The sequence below is a fragment of the Larkinella knui genome (genome assembly GCF_003858645.1).
In the GTDB taxonomy this organism is placed as follows: Bacteria; Bacteroidota; Bacteroidia; order Cytophagales; family Spirosomataceae; genus Larkinella; species Larkinella knui.
Window position 1 is genome coordinate 562,693 of the sequence record NZ_RQJP01000005.1, and the last position, 23,677, is coordinate 586,369.

General features: G+C 53.1%; 17 protein-coding genes. 10 read left to right on the forward strand and 7 right to left on the reverse strand.

Annotated features, from left to right (window positions below; genetic code table 11):
* Position 1 precedes the first annotated feature (1 nt).
* Both EHT87_RS24630 and EHT87_RS24635 read right to left on the reverse strand, forming a co-directional pair.
* Positions 2 to 685: a response regulator transcription factor gene (locus tag EHT87_RS24630; protein WP_124909325.1), complete on the reverse strand. Its 684-nt coding sequence runs from the start codon at positions 683 to 685 to the stop codon at positions 2 to 4.
* A gap of 29 nt (positions 686 to 714) precedes the next feature.
* A complete protein-coding gene (locus EHT87_RS24635) occupies positions 715 to 2,268 on the reverse strand; it encodes a hypothetical protein (RefSeq protein WP_124909326.1) in 1,554 nt (517 codons plus the stop codon).
* Between the two features lie 150 nt (positions 2,269 to 2,418).
* On the opposite strand from EHT87_RS24635, the gene tnpA reads away from it, so the two are divergent.
* Positions 2,419 to 2,898, forward strand: coding sequence for an IS200/IS605 family transposase (gene tnpA / locus EHT87_RS24640; RefSeq protein WP_124909327.1), 480 nt, complete (start codon positions 2,419 to 2,421; stop codon positions 2,896 to 2,898).
* Positions 2,899 to 3,782: 884 nt separating this feature from the next.
* Here tnpA and EHT87_RS24645 read toward each other — a convergent pair.
* Positions 3,783 to 4,640, reverse strand: a complete 858-nt coding sequence (locus tag EHT87_RS24645; RefSeq protein ID WP_124909328.1) for a 5'-methylthioadenosine/adenosylhomocysteine nucleosidase — start codon at positions 4,638 to 4,640, stop codon at positions 3,783 to 3,785.
* Between the two features lie 28 nt (positions 4,641 to 4,668).
* Between EHT87_RS24645 and EHT87_RS24650 the strand changes: the two genes are divergently transcribed.
* On the forward strand, positions 4,669 to 5,112 hold the full coding sequence (locus EHT87_RS24650; RefSeq protein ID WP_124909329.1) for a RidA family protein: 444 nt from the start codon (positions 4,669 to 4,671) through the stop codon (positions 5,110 to 5,112).
* A 3-nt stretch (positions 5,113 to 5,115) separates the two neighbouring features.
* Here the strand turns inward: EHT87_RS24650 and EHT87_RS24655 are convergent, their stop codons facing one another.
* Both EHT87_RS24655 and EHT87_RS24660 read right to left on the reverse strand, forming a co-directional pair.
* Positions 5,116 to 6,432 carry an NCS2 family permease gene (locus EHT87_RS24655; RefSeq protein WP_124909330.1) on the reverse strand — a complete coding sequence of 439 codons (1,317 nt, stop codon included), beginning with the start codon at positions 6,430 to 6,432 and terminating at the stop codon, positions 5,116 to 5,118.
* Positions 6,433 to 6,662: 230 nt separating this feature from the next.
* Positions 6,663 to 7,049 carry a hypothetical protein gene (locus EHT87_RS24660; RefSeq protein ID WP_124909331.1) on the reverse strand — a complete coding sequence of 129 codons (387 nt, stop codon included), beginning with the start codon at positions 7,047 to 7,049 and terminating at the stop codon, positions 6,663 to 6,665.
* 241 nt (positions 7,050 to 7,290) lie between these two features.
* On the opposite strand from EHT87_RS24660, the gene EHT87_RS24665 reads away from it, so the two are divergent.
* Positions 7,291 to 8,487, forward strand: a complete 1,197-nt coding sequence (locus EHT87_RS24665; RefSeq protein ID WP_124909332.1) for a sensor histidine kinase — start codon at positions 7,291 to 7,293, stop codon at positions 8,485 to 8,487.
* Between the two features lie 27 nt (positions 8,488 to 8,514).
* The gene (locus EHT87_RS24670) at positions 8,515 to 9,261 is read left to right on the forward strand and encodes a LytR/AlgR family response regulator transcription factor (RefSeq protein ID WP_124909333.1); all 747 of its coding nucleotides are present in this window, start codon (positions 8,515 to 8,517) and stop codon (positions 9,259 to 9,261) included.
* A 70-nt stretch (positions 9,262 to 9,331) separates the two neighbouring features.
* On the opposite strand, the gene EHT87_RS24675 is transcribed toward EHT87_RS24670, so the two are convergent.
* The gene (locus tag EHT87_RS24675; RefSeq protein WP_124909334.1) at positions 9,332 to 11,563 is read right to left on the reverse strand and encodes a S9 family peptidase; all 2,232 of its coding nucleotides are present in this window, start codon (positions 11,561 to 11,563) and stop codon (positions 9,332 to 9,334) included.
* Positions 11,564 to 11,806: 243 nt separating this feature from the next.
* On the opposite strand from EHT87_RS24675, the gene EHT87_RS24680 reads away from it, so the two are divergent.
* The 6 genes from EHT87_RS24680 (at position 11,807) to EHT87_RS24705 (ending at position 21,942) form a co-directional block, all read left to right on the forward strand.
* Entirely contained in the window at positions 11,807 to 12,409 is a 603-nt protein-coding gene (locus tag EHT87_RS24680; protein WP_124909335.1) for an RNA polymerase sigma factor, read from the forward strand.
* Positions 12,410 to 12,480: 71 nt separating this feature from the next.
* Positions 12,481 to 13,548: a FecR family protein gene (locus EHT87_RS24685; protein ID WP_124909336.1), complete on the forward strand. Its 1,068-nt coding sequence runs from the start codon at positions 12,481 to 12,483 to the stop codon at positions 13,546 to 13,548.
* A gap of 170 nt (positions 13,549 to 13,718) precedes the next feature.
* Positions 13,719 to 17,066 carry a TonB-dependent receptor gene (locus EHT87_RS24690; protein ID WP_124909337.1) on the forward strand — a complete coding sequence of 1,116 codons (3,348 nt, stop codon included), beginning with the start codon at positions 13,719 to 13,721 and terminating at the stop codon, positions 17,064 to 17,066.
* A gap of 16 nt (positions 17,067 to 17,082) precedes the next feature.
* A complete protein-coding gene (locus EHT87_RS24695; RefSeq protein WP_124909338.1) occupies positions 17,083 to 18,726 on the forward strand; it encodes a RagB/SusD family nutrient uptake outer membrane protein in 1,644 nt (547 codons plus the stop codon).
* 75 nt (positions 18,727 to 18,801) lie between these two features.
* On the forward strand, positions 18,802 to 20,283 hold the full coding sequence (locus tag EHT87_RS24700) for a sulfatase (protein ID WP_124909339.1): 1,482 nt from the start codon (positions 18,802 to 18,804) through the stop codon (positions 20,281 to 20,283).
* A 63-nt stretch (positions 20,284 to 20,346) separates the two neighbouring features.
* Entirely contained in the window at positions 20,347 to 21,942 is a 1,596-nt protein-coding gene (locus EHT87_RS24705) for an arylsulfatase (RefSeq protein ID WP_124909340.1), read from the forward strand.
* A gap of 47 nt (positions 21,943 to 21,989) precedes the next feature.
* On the opposite strand, the gene EHT87_RS24710 is transcribed toward EHT87_RS24705, so the two are convergent.
* The gene (locus EHT87_RS24710) at positions 21,990 to 23,642 is read right to left on the reverse strand and encodes an amidase (protein ID WP_124909341.1); all 1,653 of its coding nucleotides are present in this window, start codon (positions 23,640 to 23,642) and stop codon (positions 21,990 to 21,992) included.
* Positions 23,643 to 23,677: the final 35 nt, after the last annotated feature.

The window sequence follows — 23,677 nt, forward strand, 5'->3', positions numbered from 1 at the left end:
GTTACTCTTCAGATTCCTGCATGATATACCCGATACCGGTAATGGTATGAATCAGTTTAGGCGAGAAATCTTTATCGATTTTCTTCCGCAGATAATTCACATAGACATCGACAACGTTGGTGCCGGTATCAAAATTGACATCCCATACTTTTTCGGTAATTTCATTGCGGGAAAGTGCTTTGTTGGGATTCTTCATAAAAAATTCCAGCAGTGCCAGTTCGCGGGCGGTCAGGGTGATTTTCTGATTTCCCCGCTTCACGGTTTTACTCTGCTGATTCAGTTCCAGATCGGCCATCTTAAGAACCGCAGAATCGCCGGGCGTGGCGGTTCTACGGCGGTTGAGGGCTCTTAACCGGGCCACCAGTTCCCGAAACTCAAAGGGTTTGATCAGGTAATCATCGGCTCCGGCGTCAAAACCGTTCAGCTTACTTTCTGTACTTCCCAGGGCCGTCAGCATCAGGATCGATACATCTTCGTAGCGGCTTCGGATGAGTTTGCAGAGTTCAAAACCGTTGATTACCGGCAGATTAACGTCGAGAATAATCGTGGGGTAATCCGTCGTAGAGAGCATCACCTGCGCCTGCAAAGCATCGCCGGCAACGTCGGCTTCGAAGCCATAATCTTCCAGTCCGCTTTTTATAAATGACGCTACTTCCTGTTCATCCTCAACAATTAAAATCCGCATAGGAATCAAAACTTTCGGGTCAATCGTGTTTATAAACCATGTAACAATTCCGCCATAGCCCGGTATAATTTCGGAGCGGTTTCCGGCCCCGTGGAGTTGACTTCACCATAGGGTTTGTCTTTCTGATTATAGATATGCGGTGTTTCGGTATCCCACTCACTTTTCGGAATAATATAGCCCAGCTCGTCGTTTGCCAAACCGATTACAAATTTGTAGTGGCCCGGCATCAAACTGCGGAGCGGGGGCGTTTCCAGGGGCTTGATCCGGAAGTCGGCACCCACGGGGTTTTCAACACCGCCGTTTACAATTTCGGGATAAATCTCACCCGGCACGCACAGAAAAGAGGCATCGCCTAATCGGAAAGCCGCAATTTCGCTCCGGAAGTTCCCCCAACTGCTAAAACCGGCATCCAAAACCCCCAGCCCGACGGCCAGCCGGAAGAGTTTATTGGCCAGCGGTATTTCGATGGTTTGGGCCCTGAGCCGAATATCGGCCGGTTTTGCCGTCGCCGTATCCGCTTGTAAGGCCTTGTGAATCAGCATTGCCAGGCTTTTTCCCTGCGCATCGGCTTTTTCAAACGTCGGCTCTTTAAACCGTTCGCCCGTTAGCGGGTCCTGAATGGTGACTTTGGGGGAGGTCGTCATCAGTCCACCCACGCAACCGGATGCGTAAACCACCGTGCCACCCAGCCCTTTCTGAACCACGGAATCACCTTTCATGATGCCTTTTTCCAGGTACTCCCGAACATAATGCGGGAAATCGGAAGTCAGCAGCGTGTTCTTGCTCCACAAGGTTTCGGGGTGATTGCCCCAAACCACCAGCGTTCCCAAGGTGCTGTCTTTCACGGCATCCAGCGCCTGCATGACATACAGCCCCGAATCCAGAACCAGCGGTTTCCGGGTGTCCATCAGCAGCGAATCGGCCCCGTTCAGGTCCTGCGCAAACCGCAACCGCGCCGGGCGCAGCTTTCCGGCAGCCTCCACGATAGCCCGCGTAACCTGTTGCTCAACAAACAGTTCATACGCTTTGTTTACGCCACTTTTGAAAATACTGCCGCCCCACATGCCCAGAAAATCCGGGGCTTCGTGCGTGTGCGTGCTGCAGATGATGGAATAGGTTATTCCGGCACTCGCCGGGATGGCTTTACGAACGTTGATGACGTTTTTGTGAGTAAAGCCGAGGAGGTCAACCGCCACGAGGGCCAGCCGGGTTTGGCCGTCGTCGATGACCACCACCCGCGCCCACAAATCATCGTGAACACCGTTGGCCGCGCGCTTTTGGCTGAATCCCGCCATCCAGTACGCATCGAACTCGCCGTTGTTGTTGCCGTCGGTATACGTATCGCCGTCGTCCGGTTTATAGGCCGCATCCTTGTTTTTGTCCGTCCAGCGGTCGGGGAGATTCGGCGTGATTTTCAGAGCCGCAAACCCCACCTGGAGCGGTCGCGGTTGGGTAGGAGCCGCAATGTTGAGGTTTAGCGAATAACCGGGATGGCGGTCGCGGCTGTTGTAGTAGCCATAGCCAGCCCCCAGCAGGAGCACGGCACCGATAAAAATCAGGAAGCCAATGAAAAATTTACGCACGGAGGAAGGGTTTAGAAGCTAAACTGGAAATAGAAAAAGCGTTTGCTTTTTCAACCTTCGAAGAAACGACTTTTTTAGGTGTACCGCATTAATCGGGTGACTTCGTGATCAAAAAAAAGTCCAACGGAAGTCAGAAAGCGCATTTTGATTATGGCCGATACCTACACCCAGCTTTACGTTCAGATTGTGTTTGCCGTTAAAGGCCGCCAGAACCTCATCCCACGGCAACATAAAGAGGAATTGCATCGCTATATCACGGGAATTGTGCAAAGTCGGGGTGCTAAAGTACTGGCCATCCATTGCATGCCCGATCATACCCATTTGTTCATTGGGTTTTCTCCTGCACTCGCGCTTGCCGGTTTGGTGAAGGAGGTAAAAACCGCCACGTCGATTTTTGTAAAAGAAAAACGCTGGACCCGAATACCGTTTTACTGGCAGGAAGGCTACGGCGCTTTTACCTATTCACATTCCCAGGTCGACGCGGTGGTGCGGTATATTTTGAACCAGGAAGAACACCACCGGAAGCGGACCTTCCGGGAGGAGTATCTGAATTTGCTGGAAAAGTTTGCGGTACCGTTTGATACGAAATACCTGTTTGAATGGATTGAGGACGGACGTGAGTCGACGTGATTGGATGGAGTGTATTGCAGAATAGAGCGCTCCTCCGGAGCTTACCCGGTTGTGTTTCGCTTCGTTTCTATCAACAGGGAATCCCTCCGGGATTGTAGGCGTAGGCGATTGCGATCCGGTTCTATTAACAGGAAATCCCTCCGGGATATAGGACGCTCCTCCGGAGCTTTTGGTGATCGCGGTCCGGTTCGGTTCTATCAACAGGGAATCCCTCCGGGATATAGGGCGCTTTTCTCGCTCCTGGTTCGATTTGGTTCTATTAACAGGGAATCCCTCCGGGATATAAGGCGCTCCTCCGGAGCTTTCCCGGTTGTGGTCCGGTTTGGTTCTATTAACAGGGAATCCCTCCGGGATATAAGGCGCTCCTCCGGAGCTTTCCCGGTTGTGGTCCGGTTTGGTTCTATTAACAGAAAACCCCTCCGGGGTAAAAATGGACTGTTTGCTCCTTAAAATCCCAGGGGATAAAACCGCAATCGCATTGCCTACAATCCCGGAGGGATTTCCTGTTAATAGAAACGGATCGCAATCGCCTAGGCCTGCAATCCCAGAGGAATTCCCTGTTAATAGAACCAAACCGGACCACGATCGAAGCAAGCTCCGGAGGAGCGTCCTATATCCCGGAGAATTCCCTGTTAATAGAACCGAATCGAACCAGGAGCGAGAAAAGCGCCCTATATCCCGGAGGGATTTCCTGTTAATAGAACCGGATCGCAATCGCCTACGCCTGCAATCCCGGAGGGATTCCCTGTTAATAGAACCAAATCGGACCACGATCACCAAAAGCTCCGGAGGAGCGTCCTTCATCCCGGAGGGATTTCCTGCTGATCGAATCGAACCAGGCAAAGCTCCGGAGGTGCGCCCTAACTGGCTCAATCATAACCAGGTCATTTTAACTGCCCCACAATCGTCATTACCAGATTGGCTGAATTCCGGGCGGCAATCTTGAAAAACGTCAGCATATCCTGCCGGGCGTTGGCATTGGCTTTGTCGCTCAAACTCCGGATAACCAGACACGGAACCTGCTGCTGGTAACAGACCTGCGCCACGGCTGCTCCCTCCATTTCGGTCGCGTCGGCTTTGAACTCCGACCATAAACTGGCGACTTTTTCGTCGGACGAAACAAACACATCGCCCGTCACCACCGTGCCAACGACAATCGACGGGGGCCGCGAAGTGGAGGGAATGCTCTCGAACGGGACGGTTTTGGCGGCTTCCTGCGCCGTTTTCAGCAGGACCGAATCCGCCAGAAAGTACGTCGGGTTCATTTCTTTCGTAATGGCATTGCGGGTCTGGTTCGTTTGCTGTTGCTGGAACGTAATGGAGTGGTAATCATGGTGGGCGGTTTGGCGGGCAATCACGATGTCGCCGGGTTGGAGGTCGGGATTGATGGCGCCCGCGATGCCCGTAAAAAGGACGCGTTCGGGTTTGAAATAGGCCAGCACAAAGGCCGTCGTCATGGCCGCATTGACCTTCCCAATACCGGTTTCGGCTACCACGACAGTACGCCCGTTGATCTGGCCGGTCATGAAGTGGATGCCGTTGAGTGTCTGGCTTTTGGGGTTTTTAAGTGATTTCTGCACCAACTTCACTTCTTCATCGAACGCACCGAGCAGGGCCGTAACCGGTTGGGGTTGATACCGTTGAGCCTGAGCCGGGTCGATGCCAATGCCGAACTGAATTACGATCCAGCCGAAAATTAGAAATTTGTTCCAACGAATTATTTTGTATAGTTTATGCGACATACATTAGGCGTTAAACAACTAAAATACGATGAAAAAACTTGCTATTTCTAGTCTTGTCTTGCTTTTGACGGTTGTTTTTAATGAAGTTCATGCACAATCCGGCCAGAATGCAATTGAAAAACAGAAATTTCATTTTGGCAAAGCCGGTGAAGACGGAGCGGGCTACGCTCAGGCCGTTCGCGTGGGCAAAACCATTTACATTTCGGGAACCGTGGGCGGGGGCGAAACGGCTTCTGCGCTGACGAACGTGTACAATGGTCTTCAGAAAACGCTGGCTTTTTACGGTGCGACTTTCCAGAATGTGGTCAAAGAGAATTTATATACGACCCAAATTGAAGAGATAAAAAAGCACAACGACGTCCGGAAAAAGTATTATAACAACGATTTTCCGGCCGCTACCTGGGTTCAGATTCAACGACTGTACGAAGAAACGGCGGTGGTCGAAGTGGAACTGGTGGCCGTACTTCCATGACTATTAATGACCGGAAAAGAGCGCCAGAATGCAGAATAAATCGACGATCCATAAGCCGACCGGCACCTCGTTTGATTTGCCTACCGCCAGCTTGACGACCGTCCACGTCAGGAATCCCCAGATAATGCCCTGCGTAATCGAGTAGCTAAACGGAATCAGAACCAGCGCCAGAAAAGCCGGTAAGGCATCGTCCAGTTGACCCCAGTTGATTTTGGTGACGGGTTTCATCATGAATGCACCAACCAGAACCAGGGCCGGGGCGGTGGCAATGGCGGGAATAACCGACAGCAAAGGCGACAAAAACAGAAAAGGCAGAAACAACGTACCGGCCACGATGGCCGTCAAACCGGTGCGGCCACCCTGCGCAATGCCCACCGCCGACTCAATATAGGCCGTTCCGGGACTGGTTCCCAACAAACCGGCCATGGTCGTTGCCACGGCATCCGTCAGCAGCGAACGGTTCAGATTGCGCGGATTTCCGTCGGCATCGTACAGATCGGCGGCTTCGGCAACACCCACAAACGTGGACAGGCTATCGAACAAATCCGTGAAGACAAAGGCGAAAATAACCGGCCACAACGCCCATTGCAGCGAGTTGACGAGATCCAGTTTGCCGATTAAACTGAAGTCGGGGGCGGCCAGAATGCCCTGAAAATTGACCAGTGTTTTCTGCCCGAAATTAACCGCCGACGCGTCACCCCACCACCGGCCAACGGGCAGGGCAACCAGCGTAGTCAGCACGATGCCGATGATAATGGCCCCCGGTATTTGCCTGATAACCAGAACGCTGGTGAGCAATAGACCAAATATGAACGTCAGGATGATCGGATCTTTCAGGCTGGCGATACCAACCAGCGTGGCCGGATTGGCCACGATAAACCGGGCATTCTCGAAGCCAATGAGCGTAATAAACAGACCAATACCGGCCGAAACCGCATACCGCAACGGTTTGGGAATAATTTTGACAATGGCCGAGCGAATGTTGAAAACCGACAGGATCAGGAACAGAACACCCGCCCAGAAAACCGCTCCCAGGGCCACTTCGGGCCGGATTCCCATGCCTTTCACGGCGGTGAAGGTGAAAAATGCGTTCAATCCCATCCCCGGTGCCACCACCATCGGATTGCGGGCATACAATCCCATCAGCAGACTGCAGCCGAACGAGAGCAAAACCGTCGCCGTCAGTACGCCACTGAACGGCAAACCGGCCTGACTGAGAATCGCCGGATTGACCACGATAATGTACATCGTTGCCAGAAACGTAGAAACACCCGCCAGAATCTCGGTGCGGGTTTGGGGCGTGGTACGACCGGTTTGCATGAAAGACGGAGGAATGGATCGAAGTCCGAAAATACGGATTCCAACCGCCAATTCAACTTTCGATTCATCAATCCGGCGATAATTTAGCACAAAAGCCCCCGGCCCGGAGCAACTGCCCAAGCCGGGGGACTCAAACCAATTTAACCAAATTATATTCTAGACAAGAGATTTGAGACAAGAGACGTGAAATAAAGGCTGGCAATCTGCGGGGAGTATATTCCCTCTCTGGTCTATTTTCTAAACTCCGTCGCCAGCCACTGCTGATCGGACTGGATCGGGCTGCCACCCGGTTTTTGCGAAATGGCCCACTGCTGCAAGGCCTGTTCGAGAACAGCATTCAGGCTCTCTTTCGTTTTAGTTTGTTTAAGATTGAGCCTTTTTTTGGCCAGTATTTCTTTGTAAATGAGCTGGTTATCGTCATTGTAGAAGAATACAACGCACTTTTGTTTGGGTTGCGATTCAACTACCCAAAAGCCTGCGCTTGGCGCGGTTGATAGTCGGGCTTGGCGGCCCTGCCCAAAGGAGGAAACCGTTAAAGTCAGGAATAGAGTGGTGGCCAGTAGAGCCAGTCGGAAGTTGGAATCAGTTTTCATGGTGCTGCCGCCGGAGCGGCTCATTAGTAGTTGTTGTTTTAGTCGTATTTTTTGATTCAAAAGTAAACCGTGCTCAAACCGCCTGCTTGACTATTCGTCTAAAGTGCTGGTTTGAGGTTGATACGACAGGAAGCCGACGACGAGTGTCGCGCAACGGTAACTGCCGCCATTGAGCGACGATTCGCCACCGTTCGTCTACAATTCGCCGGATTCGTGGCGGTTTCGGCGTCGTTTATCTATCTTCGGTCGGCAATCGGGCAATCGTATGCAACTGTCTAACAATAACTTCATCTTTTCTAATCACCTCCGGTATCGGCTGGCCCGTCACGGACTTTTCTGGGGCGTCGTCTGGCTTTATTTCACGGTGCTGTACGGCGTTTTTCCAATAATGGATTTTCTGCACCGTGGCTATGGCGAAACGATGGCGTTTTTGATAGGTTTTCTGTCATCGGGCGTTGATGCGATCATCTTTATGCCCGCCCACATGATCCTGGCATACGGTATTATCTACGTGTTATTTCCGCGGTATCTGGACCAGGGCCAGTACTGGAAGATCGTTGTCGGTGTCGTTGTTTTTTCGGTATTGAGTGCGTTTGCTTCCTCCGCTCTGTCGGCCTGGGTGGTTACGCCGTTGCACAATTGGTTGAGTACGTCGCGGGTTCGGGGTGGCAGTCTGAGATACCTGCTGATGGCCGGTTTCCGGGGCGGTATCACCGTCGCCGGTTTTGTGGCCGCCATCAAACTGGTAAAGATCTGGTATCTAAAAGAGCAGGCTTACCGGCAGATTGAGAAGGAGAAATTTCATGCGGAGATGCAGTTGCTTAAATCCCAAATTCATCCGCATTTTCTGTTCAATACCCTTAATAACCTGTATGCGTTAACGTTACAAAAATCGGAACAGTCGCCGGCGGTCGTATTAAAACTCTCGCAATTGCTGAGCTATATGCTCTACGACTGCAACGCGTCGGAGGTGTTGCTGGAAAAAGAGATCGCGTTCATGAAAAACTACATTGGACTGGAGCAGTTGCGCTACGGTTCGCGGCTGGATGTTTCGATGAATTTCCACGGCAATTTGCAGGGAATACAGATGGCGCCCCTGTTGCTGATCCCGTTTCTGGAAAATGCCTTCAAACACGGCACCAGTGAACAACTGGAACAGGCCTGGATTTTTCTGGATCTGGCCATCGATGACCAGGTGCTGACATTCAAGTTGGTCAACAGCCGCGATACGGATGCGTTTGCCGGAACGCCGGCGGGGGCAACTTCCGTTGGGGCAACCTCCGTTGGGGGAATCGGTTTGCAGAACGTTCGGAAGCGGCTGGAACTGCTGTATCCGGGGCGGTATGAATTGAAAATTCAGCCGGAAGAAGAAACGTTTCTGGTCGATCTGACTTTGCGGTTACCGAAAGAGTCCGTGGTTCTGAAAGAAAATGCCTTTCCGGTTGTCGAAATGCCGGTATAAATTAACAACAACAAATACACACCAACTATGAACGTACGTTGTCTGCTAATTGATGACGAACCACACGCTGTGGAAATTATCGAGTCGTATATCGACCTGATCGACGGGCTTGAAATCGTTGGCAAATGCCACAATGCCGTTCAAGCCTTCAGCCTGCTCCAGTCGACGCCGGTCGATCTGCTGTTTCTGGACATTAAAATGCCCAAACTTTCCGGCACCGACTTCCTGCGGAGTTTGCGAAATCCTCCCAAAGTGATTTTTACAACGGCTTATCGGGAGTACGCGCTCGACGGTTTTGATCTGGACGTGGTCGATTACCTGCTGAAACCTATTCCATTCGAGCGGTTTTTACGGGCGGTTTCCAAAGTCATGCGACTCGAGCCCCCCGCCGGATCGCTTCCGGCGAGCGAACCGGAACAGCCGCCGGTGGAGAAGGAACTGGTGCCGTCGGAGCGCGACGCTTTTCTGTATTTCCGCGCCGACCGCAAAATGGTGAAGGTCTACACGAAAGACATTCTGTACGTCGAGAGCCTGAAAGACTACATCAAAATCATCACCACCACCGCCAAACCGCTGATCGTAAAACAGGCCATCAGTTCGGTGGAATCCATGCTGCCGGGCCGGGATTTTCTCCGGATTCACCGGTCCTTTATCGTGTCCATCGACAAGATTTCGGCCTGGTCGCCCAGCCACATCGAAGTCGCCGGGCAGGAACTGCCCATTGGGCGACTGCACCAGAAGGATGTCGGGCGGGTGTTGAAGATGGAGGTCTAGTTGTTGGAAAACGGAATAAACTAAAAATGACTGAACCGACGTTAAAGGTGGTTCTGTAAACCGATCTACATCAGTTTGCCGAACCACTCTTCAAATACCTTTCCAGATACTCCGTATACTGCTGGTACAACAGCAGCGTGCTGGTGCTGTTGTACGCCACTCCGTGGGCACCCGGCGGATAAATGCGCAAATCGGCGTCTTTCCCGGCGTCTTCCAGCGCGTTCATCAACTGCATGGTGTTGCGGACGTGAACATTCTCATCCATCGTCGAGTGGGCGATGAACATTTTGCCCCGGAGGTTTTTGGCGTTCGGCGAAACCGCACTTTTCTGGTATTGAGCCTCATTTTCGGGTAATAAGCCCATGTAGCGTTCGGTGTAAATGCTGTCGTAGAGCCGCCAGTCGGTGACGGGTGCGCCCACGAGCGCAACTTTGAAAATACCGGGGTGCGTTAGCATCGTATAACTGCTCATATACCCGCCGTAGCTGTGCCCTCTGATCGCCATACGATTGCCATCGACCCAGGGCAATGTGGCTAAATACCGGGCGGTTTCGGCAAAGTCGAGGCTTTCGTACTGACCCAGTTTTTCGTAAACGACTTTCTCGAAGGCATTCCCATACCCGCCACTGCCCCGGTTGTTGACACTCACGACGGCGTAGCCCTGTTGCGCCAGAAACTGGTGCCAGCCCGACGTATTGAATTCATTATAAACCGATTGTGCGCCGGGGCCGCCATAAATGTCGAGCACGACCGGATACTTTTTAGTGGCGTCGAAGTCGAGCGGTTTCAGGATCGAAATATCGATTTTCTGCCCATCGGCGGTCGTGAAACGGGTCAGCTCTTTGGGCACATACGCGTAGCTTTCGAGAAATTTCGCAACCGTAGCGTTGGCTTCCAACGTCTTGATCATCTTGCCCTTGGTGTCCCAAAGTTCCACTTTCGTGGGCGTGGTGACATTGGAATACCGATCGATGTAATACTGGCTGTTGGGCGCAAAATCGATCTTGTGCCGACCTGCCGTCTGGGTCAGTTTGCGCCTGTTCTTGCCGTCGAAATCGACCACGTACAATTGCCGTTCCAGCGGAGATTGTTCTGTGGAAGTGTAGTAGATTTTTTTGTTTTTGGCGTCGATGTTGTGAACAAACACCACCTCCCAGTTCCCTTTCGTGACCTGATTGATCAGTTTGCCCGTGTAATCATACCGGTAAATATGCGCCCAGCCGTCCCGTTCCGAAACCCAGAAAAACTCCTGCGAATTGGCCGGAAAATAGAAATAATGCATGATACCGGCGAAGAAATCGAAAATATCGACCCAGCCTTTCGACTTTTCTTCCATAATCTGCCGGGCATCACCCGTGCGGACGTTGGCCAGAAACAACTTCAGATCGTTTTGCTTGCGGTTTAGATGAACCAGCGCCAGTTGTCCTTCCTGCGACGTCCAGTAGATGCGCGGAATGTACCCGTCGCCCGGCGTGGATGCACCCAGTTCCACCTTCATCCACTGCTGTTTGCCGTTGGCAATTTCGATGACACCAATCCGGGCCGTCGGGTTTTTGTCGCCTACGCGTGGGTAGGGGAGTTTGATAAAATTTTCGTCAAATCCCTTGTAGTCGGTCATGGCGTAAATCGGTACCTGGCGCTCGTCAATCTGCCAGTAAGCGATAAATTTGCTATCGGGCGACCATTCCCAGGCCTGCGCCAGACCAAATTCTTCCTCATACGCCCAGCCAAACCGCCCGTTGTAGAGCGACGGAGCCGCGTCGTTGGTGAGCTGCGTTTCTTTCTGCGTCGAAAAGTCAAAAATGAAAAGGTTGCCGTCCCGCTCGTAGCCGGTTTTGGAACCGTCGGGCGACAGTTCGGCGGTCTGGGCGTCTTTGGCCACCAGTTTCAGCGACTGGTCGGCCACCGCATACACGTAAAAATCAGAAAGGCCCGACCGACGCCAGACGGGGCGGAAATTAGTCTGAAAAAGTAGGTATTTCGAGTCTTTCGACCACTGGAACGATTCGTAGGTAAACGGCTGGTCGGTTCCCGGAAATTTGAGTTGGCTGCCATCGAAAATCACGTCTTCGCGCTGATCTTTGGGCGAAAACGATTTGATGCTGTTGCCCGGACCAATAAAGGAAAAGCGGTTTCCGCCGTCGATCCAGTTAACGCTGGAAGGACCTTGTGAACCAGCAAGTTGTCCAGACGCGGCCAGCGCTTGTTGAAGATTTTGAAAGCGTTGTTTCTGTTGGGAAAAAGCGGGAAACCGAACACTCAGAACAAACAGGAAGGGCACTAAAAATACGGTACGGAACATAAAAGTCAGTCAGTGTGAAGTGTGTTCAAAAGTAGTGAAAAAATGAATTCGATGGCTTACTCAAGCGGTCGGGTTCGAAGGGGCCCCCGCTTCGGATGTTTACCCATTTCTGCCTATAAAGTAGACACATTTTAAGAAGTAATTGTACCTTTGGGTTGCAGGTTGGCGGTCCGGTTAGGCCCAGCTAAAAGCTAACCGGCTGATTTTTGAATCAAAACCGGCGACTTTTACTTGGGTACGTTGATGTCTTTTTCGGAACATACAGACGATAAAACCTTGTGGCAGGCATTCCGGCTGGGCGACGAAACCGCCTTTGGATTGCTCTATCAGCGGTATGTGCGGGTGTTGTTCAGTTACGGTAAAAAGCTGTCGCGCGATGAGCAGGCCGTTGAAGATGCGGTTCAGGATCTGTTTGTGGATCTATGGCAAAGCCGCAGTCGCCTGAGTGAGGTGGAATCAGCCCGGTTTTATTTATTTCGGTCCCTGCGCCGGAAAATTCACAAATCCCTCCGGCCCGATCAGCTGGCGTCCGAAAGCTGGGAACTGACGGACGAGTGGCGTCTGCCGACCAGCCCGGCTCAGGAAGCGGAGGTGATCAAGGCCGAACGGCTGCAAACACAAACGGCTGATTTGCAGGCTAAACTGAAAAAATTACCGCTTCGCCAGTACGAGGTTTTGATGCTCTACTATTACCAGGATTTCAGTTACGCCCAGATTGCGGATCTCCTGGCGATCAACGAACAATCGGTCCGGAATTTGCTGCATCGCGGTCTTCATAAACTCCGCCAGTTTGCCTTCCTGCTCAGTACCATCCTGCTGTTTATACTTTTTTTTCTCCGCCAGTGAGTTAAACCACGGTTGCGCTTCCTCTTTCTTTTTAAAGGCATCATCTACTCAAGTAGCCCAAAAGGAATAGGATGGAGTACGCGGATTTTGATTTGGAGGACTTTTTAAAGGATGCGTCCTTCAAACACTGGGTGTATGCACCGACCCCGGAAACCGATGCGTTCTGGCGGCAATTCCTGCACCGATATCCCGAAAAACAGCAGCTTGTTGACAATGCCCGAATGGTGTTGCGCTCGATCGACGATGCCGTCATGCAGGATTATCCGGATGAGGAGCAGGTCGGGCGCATGTTTAGGACTATTCAGGAACGGATTCAACCCGCCCCCGTCCGTCGAATCCCGATCAACTGGCGCTGGCTGGCGGCTGCCTCCCTACTCCTTGGTCTGGGACTTTGGGTCTACCAGAAAAACCGCCTTCCAACGCAGTATGAGCAGTTAATCGATCAGTCGGCTACTGCTTTACTGGAAAAAAGTAATCCATCCGATCGGCCGCTGACGGTCCGCTTGCCTGATCGAAGTACGGTTTTATTACAACCCAATAGCCGGATCAGCTTTGCCCGGCATTTTGGTCAGCAATCAAAACGGGAGGTGTATCTGACTGGCGAAGCTTTTTTTCAGGTGACCAAGAATCCGGACAAACCGTTTTTTGTGTATGCCGACGAGCTGGTTACCAAAGTGCTGGGCACCAGTTTCTGGATCAAAGCCGTCGAAGCCGGAAAGCAGGTCGTGGTGCAGGTGAAAACCGGAAAAGTGTCGGTTTTTGCCCGAACCGACAGCCGCGCCAACGCGATGCGGGCTAATCGGGAACTCGAAGGCGTGGTACTGACCCCGAACCAGCAACTGGCATTCTCCCGCGACGAAGTTCGGATGAAAAAATCGCTGGTTGCCGAACCCGAACCCATTCAGGCGCAAAGCTTTGCATTTAAAGATACCCCGGTTTCCCGGATTTTTTCGACGCTCGAAGAGGCTTACGGAATCGATATTGTCTATGATGAAGAGCTGCTGGGCAACTGTCTGTTAACAGCCTCTTTAACCGATGAACCTCTTTTTGACAAATTGACACTCCTTTGCAAAGGCATTGAAGGGCATTACGAAGTCGTTGATGCGCAGATTGTTATTACGGCAAAAGGGTGCCAATAGCGATAGCGGTTTTCCGCTTAATAATTGTGTTTTAGATGGATTGTATAGATAATCTAGTGATTTAATTCAGTAAACCCATTCTGATTACTAAAAAACGTCATACTTTCGCCCCCTGAAAAGGCAGAGGCATCCCATTGCCCTTATCCCAACAACCCAAATTAGCTGAATACATGAAAAAAAATCTCCCTATCCTGATCTCCTGGCGAATGGCCCTGAAGTTGAGTTGCCTGCAACTGCTCCTTTCGGGACTGGTCACCAGCATCGCTTTAGCGACCGGCATTCGGGCGCAGGCTATTTTAGATACCCGAGTGACGATTCAGATGCAAAATCAGGACGTGAAAACGATTCTGGCGCTGATTGAAGAACAGACAAAAGTCAAATTCCTGTATAGCACGAGTTTGATTCAGGCCGACCGGAAAATATCGCTCAATGTGCAGCGTGAAAAGCTGGGAACGGTGCTGGAAGACATGCTGAAACCGCTGAATCTGGGCTACGAGGTGGCCGGTAAACAGATCATTCTGAACCGCTTGCCCGGTGTGACTCCGGCGGTTAAACCCCATTCGTCGCCGGAAACGTCCCTGCTGACGCAGCCGGTTGAAGAGGTGATTTCGGGTACGGTTTCGGACGAAAAAGGCGGAGGGCTACCCGGCGTTTCCATTGTGATGAAAGGCACCCAGCGGGGCACCACCACCGACGGAAACGGCCAGTTTCGCATCAGTGTGCCGGATAAATCGGTGACGCTCGTCTTCAGCTTTGTCGGTTATCTGACGCAGGAAGTCCCCGTCGGCTCCAAAACCACGCTGAACGTCGTTCTGAAAACGGATGAAAAAACCCTGAGCGAAATTATTGTGGTGGGCTACGGTACCCAGAAAAAACGGGATTTGACGGGGGCTATTTCTTCCATTTCCAGCAAAGACATTTCCGAAACTCCGGCGGCCAATTTCCTGTCGAACGCCCAGGGCCGGCTCGCCGGGGTCGATATTGTCCGGGCCAACGGCGCGCCCGGTTCCAATCCCACCATCCGGATTCGGGGAAACCGGTCGATCAACGCCAGTAACAACCCGCTGTATGTCATCGACGGCATTCCGACGGATGTGAATATCAACGACTTCAACCCGAACGACATCGAGTCGATGGAAGTGCTGAAGGACGCCAGCGCCGTGGCGATTTACGGGTCGCGGGGTGCCAACGGCGTCATCCTGATCACCACCAAACGCGGCAAGGAAGGGAAAGCGGTGTTGAGCTACGATGGCTATTATGGGATCAAAAAGGCTAAAAAAGACCTGAATCTGATGAATGGCAATGAGTTTGCCCGGTATGCGCGGATTTCACGCGGACTCGCGCCCGACAATGCCAGCCAGGATGCGGCTTTGATGAGCAGCGTGGAAATCGACAACCTGAGCAAGGGAATTTCGACTAATTGGCTGGATCTGATTCTGCGTGATGGCGTTCAGCAAAGCCACCAGCTTTCGGCCAGCGGAGGGTCTGAAAATACGACGTATTATTTGTCCGGTTCGTTTTTCGACGAAAAAGGCGTACTGCAAAAAAGCGATTACCGCCGGTATTCGTTCCGGGCCAACATCGACACCAAATTGACCGAACGGCTGAAGATCGGCGTGAGCGCGACGGTGTCGACCGACCTGCAAAATGCAATGTCGAACGCGCCCTACACCAATGCCCTGCTTTTTTCGCCCCTGATTGAACCTTACAATGCAGAAGGCGCTTTTGTGGCCTATCCGAACCCCCGCGAAGGCAACACGACCAGTCCGCTGCTCGAATTTCAGCCGAATCAGTACGTCGATGAAACCAAGAAATACCGGGTGTTTGCGACGCTTTTCGGGGAATACAAGCTGGCCGAAGGGCTGACGTACCGCCTGAACTACGGCCCGGATTTCAGCACCTACCGCCGGGGGACTTACTCCGGAACGCTGGCGGGCGGCACCAGCCGGGCGACGGTTGAAAATCAGCAAAACTTTGCTTACACACTCGAAAACATCCTGAGCTACAACAAGAAATTCGGGCCGCATTCGCTCAACGTGGTGGGGCTGTTCAGTACGCAGAAAAACCGCTTTGAATCGTCGAGTGCCGGTGGTCAGAATATTCCGATTGCCACCTCGTCCTTCTACGATCTGGGCAGTTCGGGAACCGTTACCGGAATTACCAGTTCGCTGACCCAGTGGGGGTTATTGTCGTATATGGGCCGGATCAATTACGGTTTTAAAGACCGGTATCTGCTCACCCTGACCGGACGCGCCGACGGTTCGTCACGCTTGTCGAAAGGCAACAACTGGGCTTTTTTTCCGTCGGTATCGGCGGGGTGGGTGATTTCGGACGAAGCCTTTCTGGCGGGCAATACCGTGCTGTCGTTCCTGAAACTGCGCGTGGGCTACGGCGAAGTGGGCAACACGTCCATTGCCCCGTATCAAACGCTCGGCGGGCTGAGCCGCTCGATTTACGCCTTTGGGACCGAACCGGGGTATGGCTACGGCCTGAGCATCATTCCGAATCCCGATCTGAAATGGGAAATCTCCAGGACGCTCAATGTCGGGTTCGATTTCAGTTTCCTGCGCGACCGGATTTCCGGTTCGCTGGAACGCTATGATACCAAAACCAGCGATTTGCTCCTGAGTCGGTTGATTCCAATTTCGTCCGGCTATGCGTCGGTACTGCAAAACATCGGGGCCACCCGCAACCGGGGCTGGGAGTTGACCCTAAGTGGCAATGTAATCAACGCCACTTCCGGTTTTAAGTGGGACGCCAGCCTGAATCTGTTCGCGAACAAAGAGCAGATTGTCGACTTGTTCAACGGCCGGGACGACGTTGGAAATCAGTGGTTTATTGGGCAGCCCATCTCGGTTTTCTACAATTTCAAACAGCTCGGCATCTGGCAAACCGGTGAAGCGGCTCAGGCAGCCGCCGAAGCCAAACAACGGCCCGGTGACATCAGGATTGCGGACGTCAACGGCCGGGATGCTGCCGGAAATTTGACCAACCAGCCCGACGGCGTCATCAATGCCGACGACCGGACCATACTGGGTTCCATCGTGCCCAAATGGAGTGGCGGGATTACCAACCGGTTTAGCTTCAAAGGCATCGACTTTTCGTTCCTCGTCTACGCCCGCCAGGGGCAAATGCTGCGGAGTGATTTTCATAACCTGGGCGGAAACCAGTGGCAGGGACGGTACAACAGCCTGAACTTCGATTACTGGACGCCCGACAATCCGACCAACAAAATCCCGATGCCGTATGCCGCATCAGCGCCGTTGTATGCCGATGCCGTGCGATTCTTCGATGGTTCGTTTGTCAAAATCCGCAACATTACGCTGGGGTATTCGCTGCCGAAAAGCCTGTTGAGCAAAGCGCACATTTCGAGCCTGCGGCTGTATGCCACCGCCGACAATGCCTTCATCTTTTCGCCCTATAAACTGGTCGATCCCGAAACGGCGACCGGCATTGTGGGCGGTAGCACGCCGATGACCTCGGCCACTTTTGTATTCGGCATGAATCTTAAATTCTAAGCGACCTGTTCCAGCCATGAAAAATATAAACTCTATTTTCTGCCTGACCCTGCTGTTGGTCGGTCTCTTTTCCTGCCAGAGCGTTCTGGAAGAAACCCCCGTTGGACTGGCCACCGCCGACAGCTACTATTCGACGCCCGGCGGTTTGGAAGACGGCCTGAAAGCGGTTTATACGCCCCTGCGCCGGTTTTATGGCCGCGAAGAGGCTTTCTTCCTGACCGTTCCCGGAACCGATATGTTCACCAACGGTTTTGGCGGGGTCACCAATTATCCCGATATCAACAATTACTCCGCCAACTTCCTGGGTTCCAATGCCTTCGTAACGGTGATTTGGGATAACTTTTACGTGGGCATCAACCAGGCCAACGCCGTCATCAACCGGGCTCCGGGCGTGGCGGGGCTCACGGAAGCCAACCGGACGCGGATCATTGGCGAGGCTCGTTTTCTGCGGGCCTTGTATTATTTTCATCTGGTTCAGCAGTTTGGCGACGTCCATTTTTCGCTGGAAGAAACCATCGGCGTACAGACCACGGCCAAAAAAACGCCCGTAAAAACGATTTATGAACAAGGCATTGTGCCGGATCTGCAATACGCGATTGAACATCTGCCCGCCAAAGCGGCTGCGTACGGGCGGATTACCAAACCGGCTTCGGAGGCACTGCTGGCCCGCGTTCAGCTGACGCTGGGCAACTGGGCCGAGGCCGAACGCTTGGCGAGTCAGGTGACGAAAGGGTATGATTTTCAGTTGCTTAAGTCGTACGCCAGTTTGTGGGATATTAACAATGATGCGAATGCGGAGGTGGTGTGGTCGGTCCAATACACCGCCGATCCGTTGACGAACGGGGCCGGTAATGAGAGCCATTTGTTCTTTTTGTTCGATTATACCCAGAATCCGACCATCATTCGCGATCTGCCCAATGGCCGGGCGTATCAGCGGTTTATGCCGACCAACTACCTGATCAAGCTGTTCGATCCGGCGAAAGACAGCCGCTGGGAAGGGTCGTTCAAAACCGTCTGGTTTGCCAACAACAAAGGCACGATTAACGGAAAAACCGTCATGCCGGGCGATACCGCCATTAAAATTGTCCCGTATTCGGTGCCGGATGCCGTTCAGAACCAGGCTCCTTACTGGTACATCGACTTCAAGGATACGTGGGTAGGCGCGTCGACCATCACCAACAATGAGATTGGCGGGGGGCAGCGCCGGCGGTTTCCGGTGATCAAAAAATACATCGATCCGCTGCGAACGAGCGTGAACGCCACCGATGGTCGCCGGGATTTCATCGTCATCCGGCTGGCCGAAATGTACCTCATTGCCGGGGAAGCGGCCTGGCGTCAGAATAAACTGACCGAAGCGGCTGCTTATTTTAACGTGGTGCGAACCCGCGCGGCTCTGGCCGGAAAAGAAAAAGAGATGCAGATCACGGCCAGTGACCTTAGCCTGGATTTTATTCTCGACGAACGGGGGCGCGAACTGGCGGGTGAAATGCACCGCTGGTATGATCTCAAACGCACCGGACAACTGCTGGCGCGGGTCAAAAAATACAACCTCGATGCGGCCCCCAATATCAAGGAAATGCACCTGGTTCGGCCCATTCCCCAAACCCAGATCGACCGGGTAACGAATCCGGGTGAGTTTACCCAGAATCCCGGTTATTGAAAAAAGAAAAATGATTCTGGTTAGCCCACGATTCAAACCGTGGGCTGTTAAAAATGGGTGTAATTCATGTAAAGGATGAAAGGGATTTTGGTTTGCTCGCTTGCTTTCGGTTTGCTCGTCACCCTGGCTTTTATCCCACAACGGGAAAGTCAGCCGCAGCGTCCGAATGTGCTGTTTATCTGCATCGACGACCTGCGTCCTGATCTGAAATGCTACGGCAATCCGGTGGTTCATTCGCCGAATCTGGATCGGCTGGCGCGGCAATCCGTGCTTTTTACGCGGCAGTACGTCACGCAACCGACCTGTGGGGCGTCGCGGTATAGCCTGCTCACCGGGCGGTTGCCGCGGAATCCGGTGGATATTACCAACGAAGCCCTTGAAAAGCAGGTGTCCGGCAAACCCCGGACGGACGAGCCGGAAACGTTCATCGACCAGTTGCGCCGGAATGGCTATTACACCGTTGGCATGGGGAAAATCAGCCACTCGCCTGACGGCTACGTGTATGGCTACAACGACCCGAAAAGCAATCAGTTGGAGTTGCCGCATAGCTGGGACGAAATGCTGTTTGATGCGGGAAAATGGAAAACGGGCTGGAATGCGTTTTTTGGGTATGCCGACGGTTCGAACCGGCAGGGGCAGCAATCGAAAGTCAAGCCGTATGAAGCCGCGAACGTGGCCGACGAGGAGTATCCAGACGGATTGACGGCCAATCTGGCGGTGGCAAAATTGAAGGAACTGGCGGGCAGAAAGCAACCGTTTTTTCTGGGCATCGGTTTTTTTAAACCGCATCTGCCGTTCAATGCACCCCAAAAATACTGGGATTTGTATGACGAAGCGAAGATTCCGCTGACGCCGTCGCCCACCATTCCCGAAAACGTCAACCCGGCCAGTTTGCACGAGAGTGCCGAGTTCAATCAGTATGCGCTGGGCGACGAACAGGCTTCACTGGAAAAACCGGTTTCGGATGCCTACGCCCGCAAATTGCGCCATGCCTATTACGCCAGTGTGAGTTATACGGATGCGCAGGTGGGCAAGGTTCTGGCGGCACTGAACCAGGTGGGCATGGCTGAAAATACGATTGTGGTGGTCTGGAGCGATCACGGCTGGCACCTGGGCGACTACCGGGTTTGGGGCAAACACACGATTTTCGAGCAGGCCGTCCGTAGCGTGCTGCTTGTCAAAACGCCCGGTATGAAAACCGGCGCGGTTCGGAACGAAATCGTGAGTTCGATTGATCTGTATCCCACTCTGATGGAGTTATGCGGGTTACAAGCACCGGCCCGGCTCGACGGAAAAAGCTTCAGCGTTCTTCTGAAAAAAGGTAAACCGGCCGACTGGGGTGAGCATGCCGCCTACAGTTATTTCAAGCGCGGCATCACCGTCCGCACGGATCGCTACCGGTTGACCCGGTATTTTCGGGCGCAGGAACCTACGGTGGAATTATATGATCACCAACAAGATCCGAACGAAAACCGTAACGTGGCCGATGCGCACCCGGACGTTGTAAAACGGCTGATGCCGGTTTGGGAAAAAGGCAATACCGGCCTGTTTAAATGAATCCCGCCGGGGCTTAAAACCGGTAGTAATTTTCTGATCAATAATCCTTAACGACCTGAAAAGATGGTACTTAAATTCTTGGTGGCTCTTCTGGCTTTGACCTTCGTTTTTTCTCCCGCTCTGCAACCGCCGGTGAAAAAACCGAACATTATTCTGATTCTGGCCGACGACATGGGCTATTCCGACATTGGTTGCTACGGCTCCGAAATCCAGACGCCCAACCTCAACGAGATGGCCAAAAACGGCCTTCGGATGCCGCAGTTCTACAACGCGTCGCGCTGCTGCCCCACCCGGGCGTCGCTGCTGACGGGCCTTTTCCAGCATCAGGCGGGGGTGGGCGACATGGTCAATACCCGACAACAACCCGCTTATCAGGGCTACCTCAACCAGCATTGCGTCACGATTGCGGAAGCGTTAAAACCGGCGGGATACAAAACCTACATGGCCGGAAAATGGCACGTCGGCACCAAACCGGAAGGCTGGCCCGTGAAACGCGGTTTCGACCGGTATTTTGGATTGATCGACGGGGCCAGCAGCTATTTTGGCAAGGACCCGTACCGGCCTAACCAGAAGCTTACCATCGCGCTGGACGATCAGGAATATACGCCGGAAAAAGGCTATTACGCGACCAACGCGTTCACCGATCATGCGCTGGAGTTTATGGATCAAAACCCCAAAGACCAGCCGTTTTTCCTTTATCTGGCCTTTACCGCTCCGCACTGGCCGTTGCACGCCCTGCCCGAAGACATTGCCAAATACCGGGGAGCCTACCAGAAAGGGTGGGATAAACTGCGGGAAGAGCGGTTTCAGCGGATGAAAGAAATGGGCATTCTGGCGAAGAACAGTTCGCTTTCACCCCGCGACGCGTCCATTCCGGCTTGGGATTCGCTCAGCGAACCCGAGAAAAAAGATTGGGAAGACAAGATGGCGGTTTACGCAGCCATGATCGACCGGATGGACCAGAACATTGGCCGGGTTCGGCAGAAACTGAAAGAAATGGGGCAGGATCAGAACACGGTCATTCTTTTTTTGTCGGACAACGGAGCCAGCCACGAAAACATTGGAACGGGCAATTTTCTGCCGGCGATTTACGAAAGCAGCAAGAAGCCGTCGAGCGATCCAACGTCTTTTACGGCGTACGGAAAGCGAGGGGCAAACCTGAGCAATACGCCTTTTCGGTTCTACAAACACTGGGAGTATGAAGGCGGAACCGCCACGCCCTTTGTCGCCTACGGCCCGTCAATCGTGAAACCGGGCAAGGTCGACCAGCGCCCCGCCCACATCGTCGATGTCATGACGACCTGTCTGGATCTGGCAGGAGCCACCTATCCGAAAACGCACAAAGGCAATGCCATCACCCAGGCGGAGGGTGTGAGTCTGGTACCGGTATTTCGGGGGACCGCCTGGAAAGGCCACGATGCGCTCTATTTTGAACACGAAGGCAACCGGGCCGTTCGGCAGGGCGACTGGAAACTGGTGTCGGAATTTCCGTCCAACCAATGGGAACTCTACAACCTGAAAACCGACCGGACCGAACTACAGGACTTGAGCGCGAAAGAACCGCAACGGGTCAAAGCCATGGCCGCACTCTACGACACCTGGGCCAAACGCGCCGGGGTGATTCCGTTCGCGGAACTGGCCAAAGCCAAAGGCGAATAGCTACCAGTTCCCGGTTCTCTGGACTTCTTGCCGTCAACGCGGGACGTTCAGAGAGCCGGGTGTTTTTTATGAAAGGCCGTCGCGTCCTGATACATTTTGGCAACCGCCAGCAATCGGCCTTCGTCGAACAAGTGTCCCATGAACGTGATGCTCGTGGGTAAGCCCTTCGCATTAAAGCCGTTAGGAAGGGCCACGCACGGATGGCCGGTCAGGTTGGTCAGCGTCAGGTTGGAGTTTCCGAAAGTCGGGGTAATGTACAGGTCGAAGCCTTTCATGGTTTGCGCCATTTCGTTGATGAGTTTGGTCCGAATGCGGTTGGCCTGAATGTATTCGACGGCCGGAATGAACCGGGCGGACCGGAAAGAATTCGGCCAGGCGTTTTTGACCTGACGAACCAGCTGATCGTCTTTGCCCGAACGCGTCAATTCATCGAAGGAAGCGGCCGCTTCGGCACTCAGAATGTGCGACATTTTGCCCACCGGAATGTCCGGTAATTCAAACGCAACCAGGTCCGCGCCCAGTTTCCGGAGCGTTTCCAGTGTGGCCTGATCATTGGCTTTGGTGGGATACTCAGCGTCGAACGCTTTTTTCAGATACCCGATTTTAAGGCCCTTCAACGAAGCCAGCGGAGCATACCGGAACGGAGCCGCGATCACCGTCGGATCATGCCCATCGGGGCCGTAGATCGCATTGAAAACCAGGGCGCAATCTTCGACGGAGCGACACATCGGACCAATTTTGTCCATCGACCAGCTCAAGGCCATAGCGCCGTAGCGGCTAACGCGTCCGTAGGTGGGACGAAGGCCGGTTACGCCGTTGACGTTCGACGGTGACACAATGGAACCCAGGGTTTCGGTGCCAATGGCAAAGGGCAGCAAGCCCGCCGAAACGCTTGATCCGGAACCGGCTGAGGAACCGCTGGAACCGGTCGTCGGGTCCCACGGATTCCGGGTTTTTCCGCCAAACCAGACGTCGCCCATCGCCAGTTCGCCCATCGTCAGTTTGGCACACAAAACCGCTCCGGCTTTTTCCAGTCGCTGAATGATGGTGGCGTCGTAATCCAGAGTCTGGTTTTGATACGGAACCGAACCCCAGGTGGTTTTATACCCCGTTTTGGCAAACAAATCTTTCGCGCCATACGGAATACCGTGCAGCGGCCCCCGGTAATTTCCCGCCTTGATTTCCGCATCGGCCCGACGAGCCTGTTGCAAGGCGGTTTCTTCGGTAAACGTAATGACGCAGAACAACCTGGCGTTGTACGTTTTCAGCCGGTTGAGGAAGAATCTGGTCAGTTCTTCGGAGGTAATCTGACGGGTTTTCAGCAATTCGCCCAACTGAGCCACGGTGTAGAAAGCCAGATCGTCGCGATTGGCGGGCAGCGCAATTTTTCCAACCGGGCTGGCTTTGAAGGAAGCCGGTCCCTGTGGCAATTTAAAACCGGTGGGTAAAGGGTTGAAATACAGTGCCGGCGCAACGTCATTGGTCAACTCTATTTTCCGAAGCGCTTCGTAATTGCTGCGGTAATTAGTAAGATTTCCCATCATGGAGTCCCGTTCAGATTGGGTAAATTCAAGACCGAACACCCGGGAAGCGGCATCGACGATTTCGGCTGTCAGCGGTTTTTTAGGATCATCGTCCGTGACGAAAGCACCCGCCAGGAAGCTAAACGCGCAGGCGGCAAGAAAGTAACGTTTTTTCATACGACGTACCTACGGACTTTAGTCCGTGTTTTTGA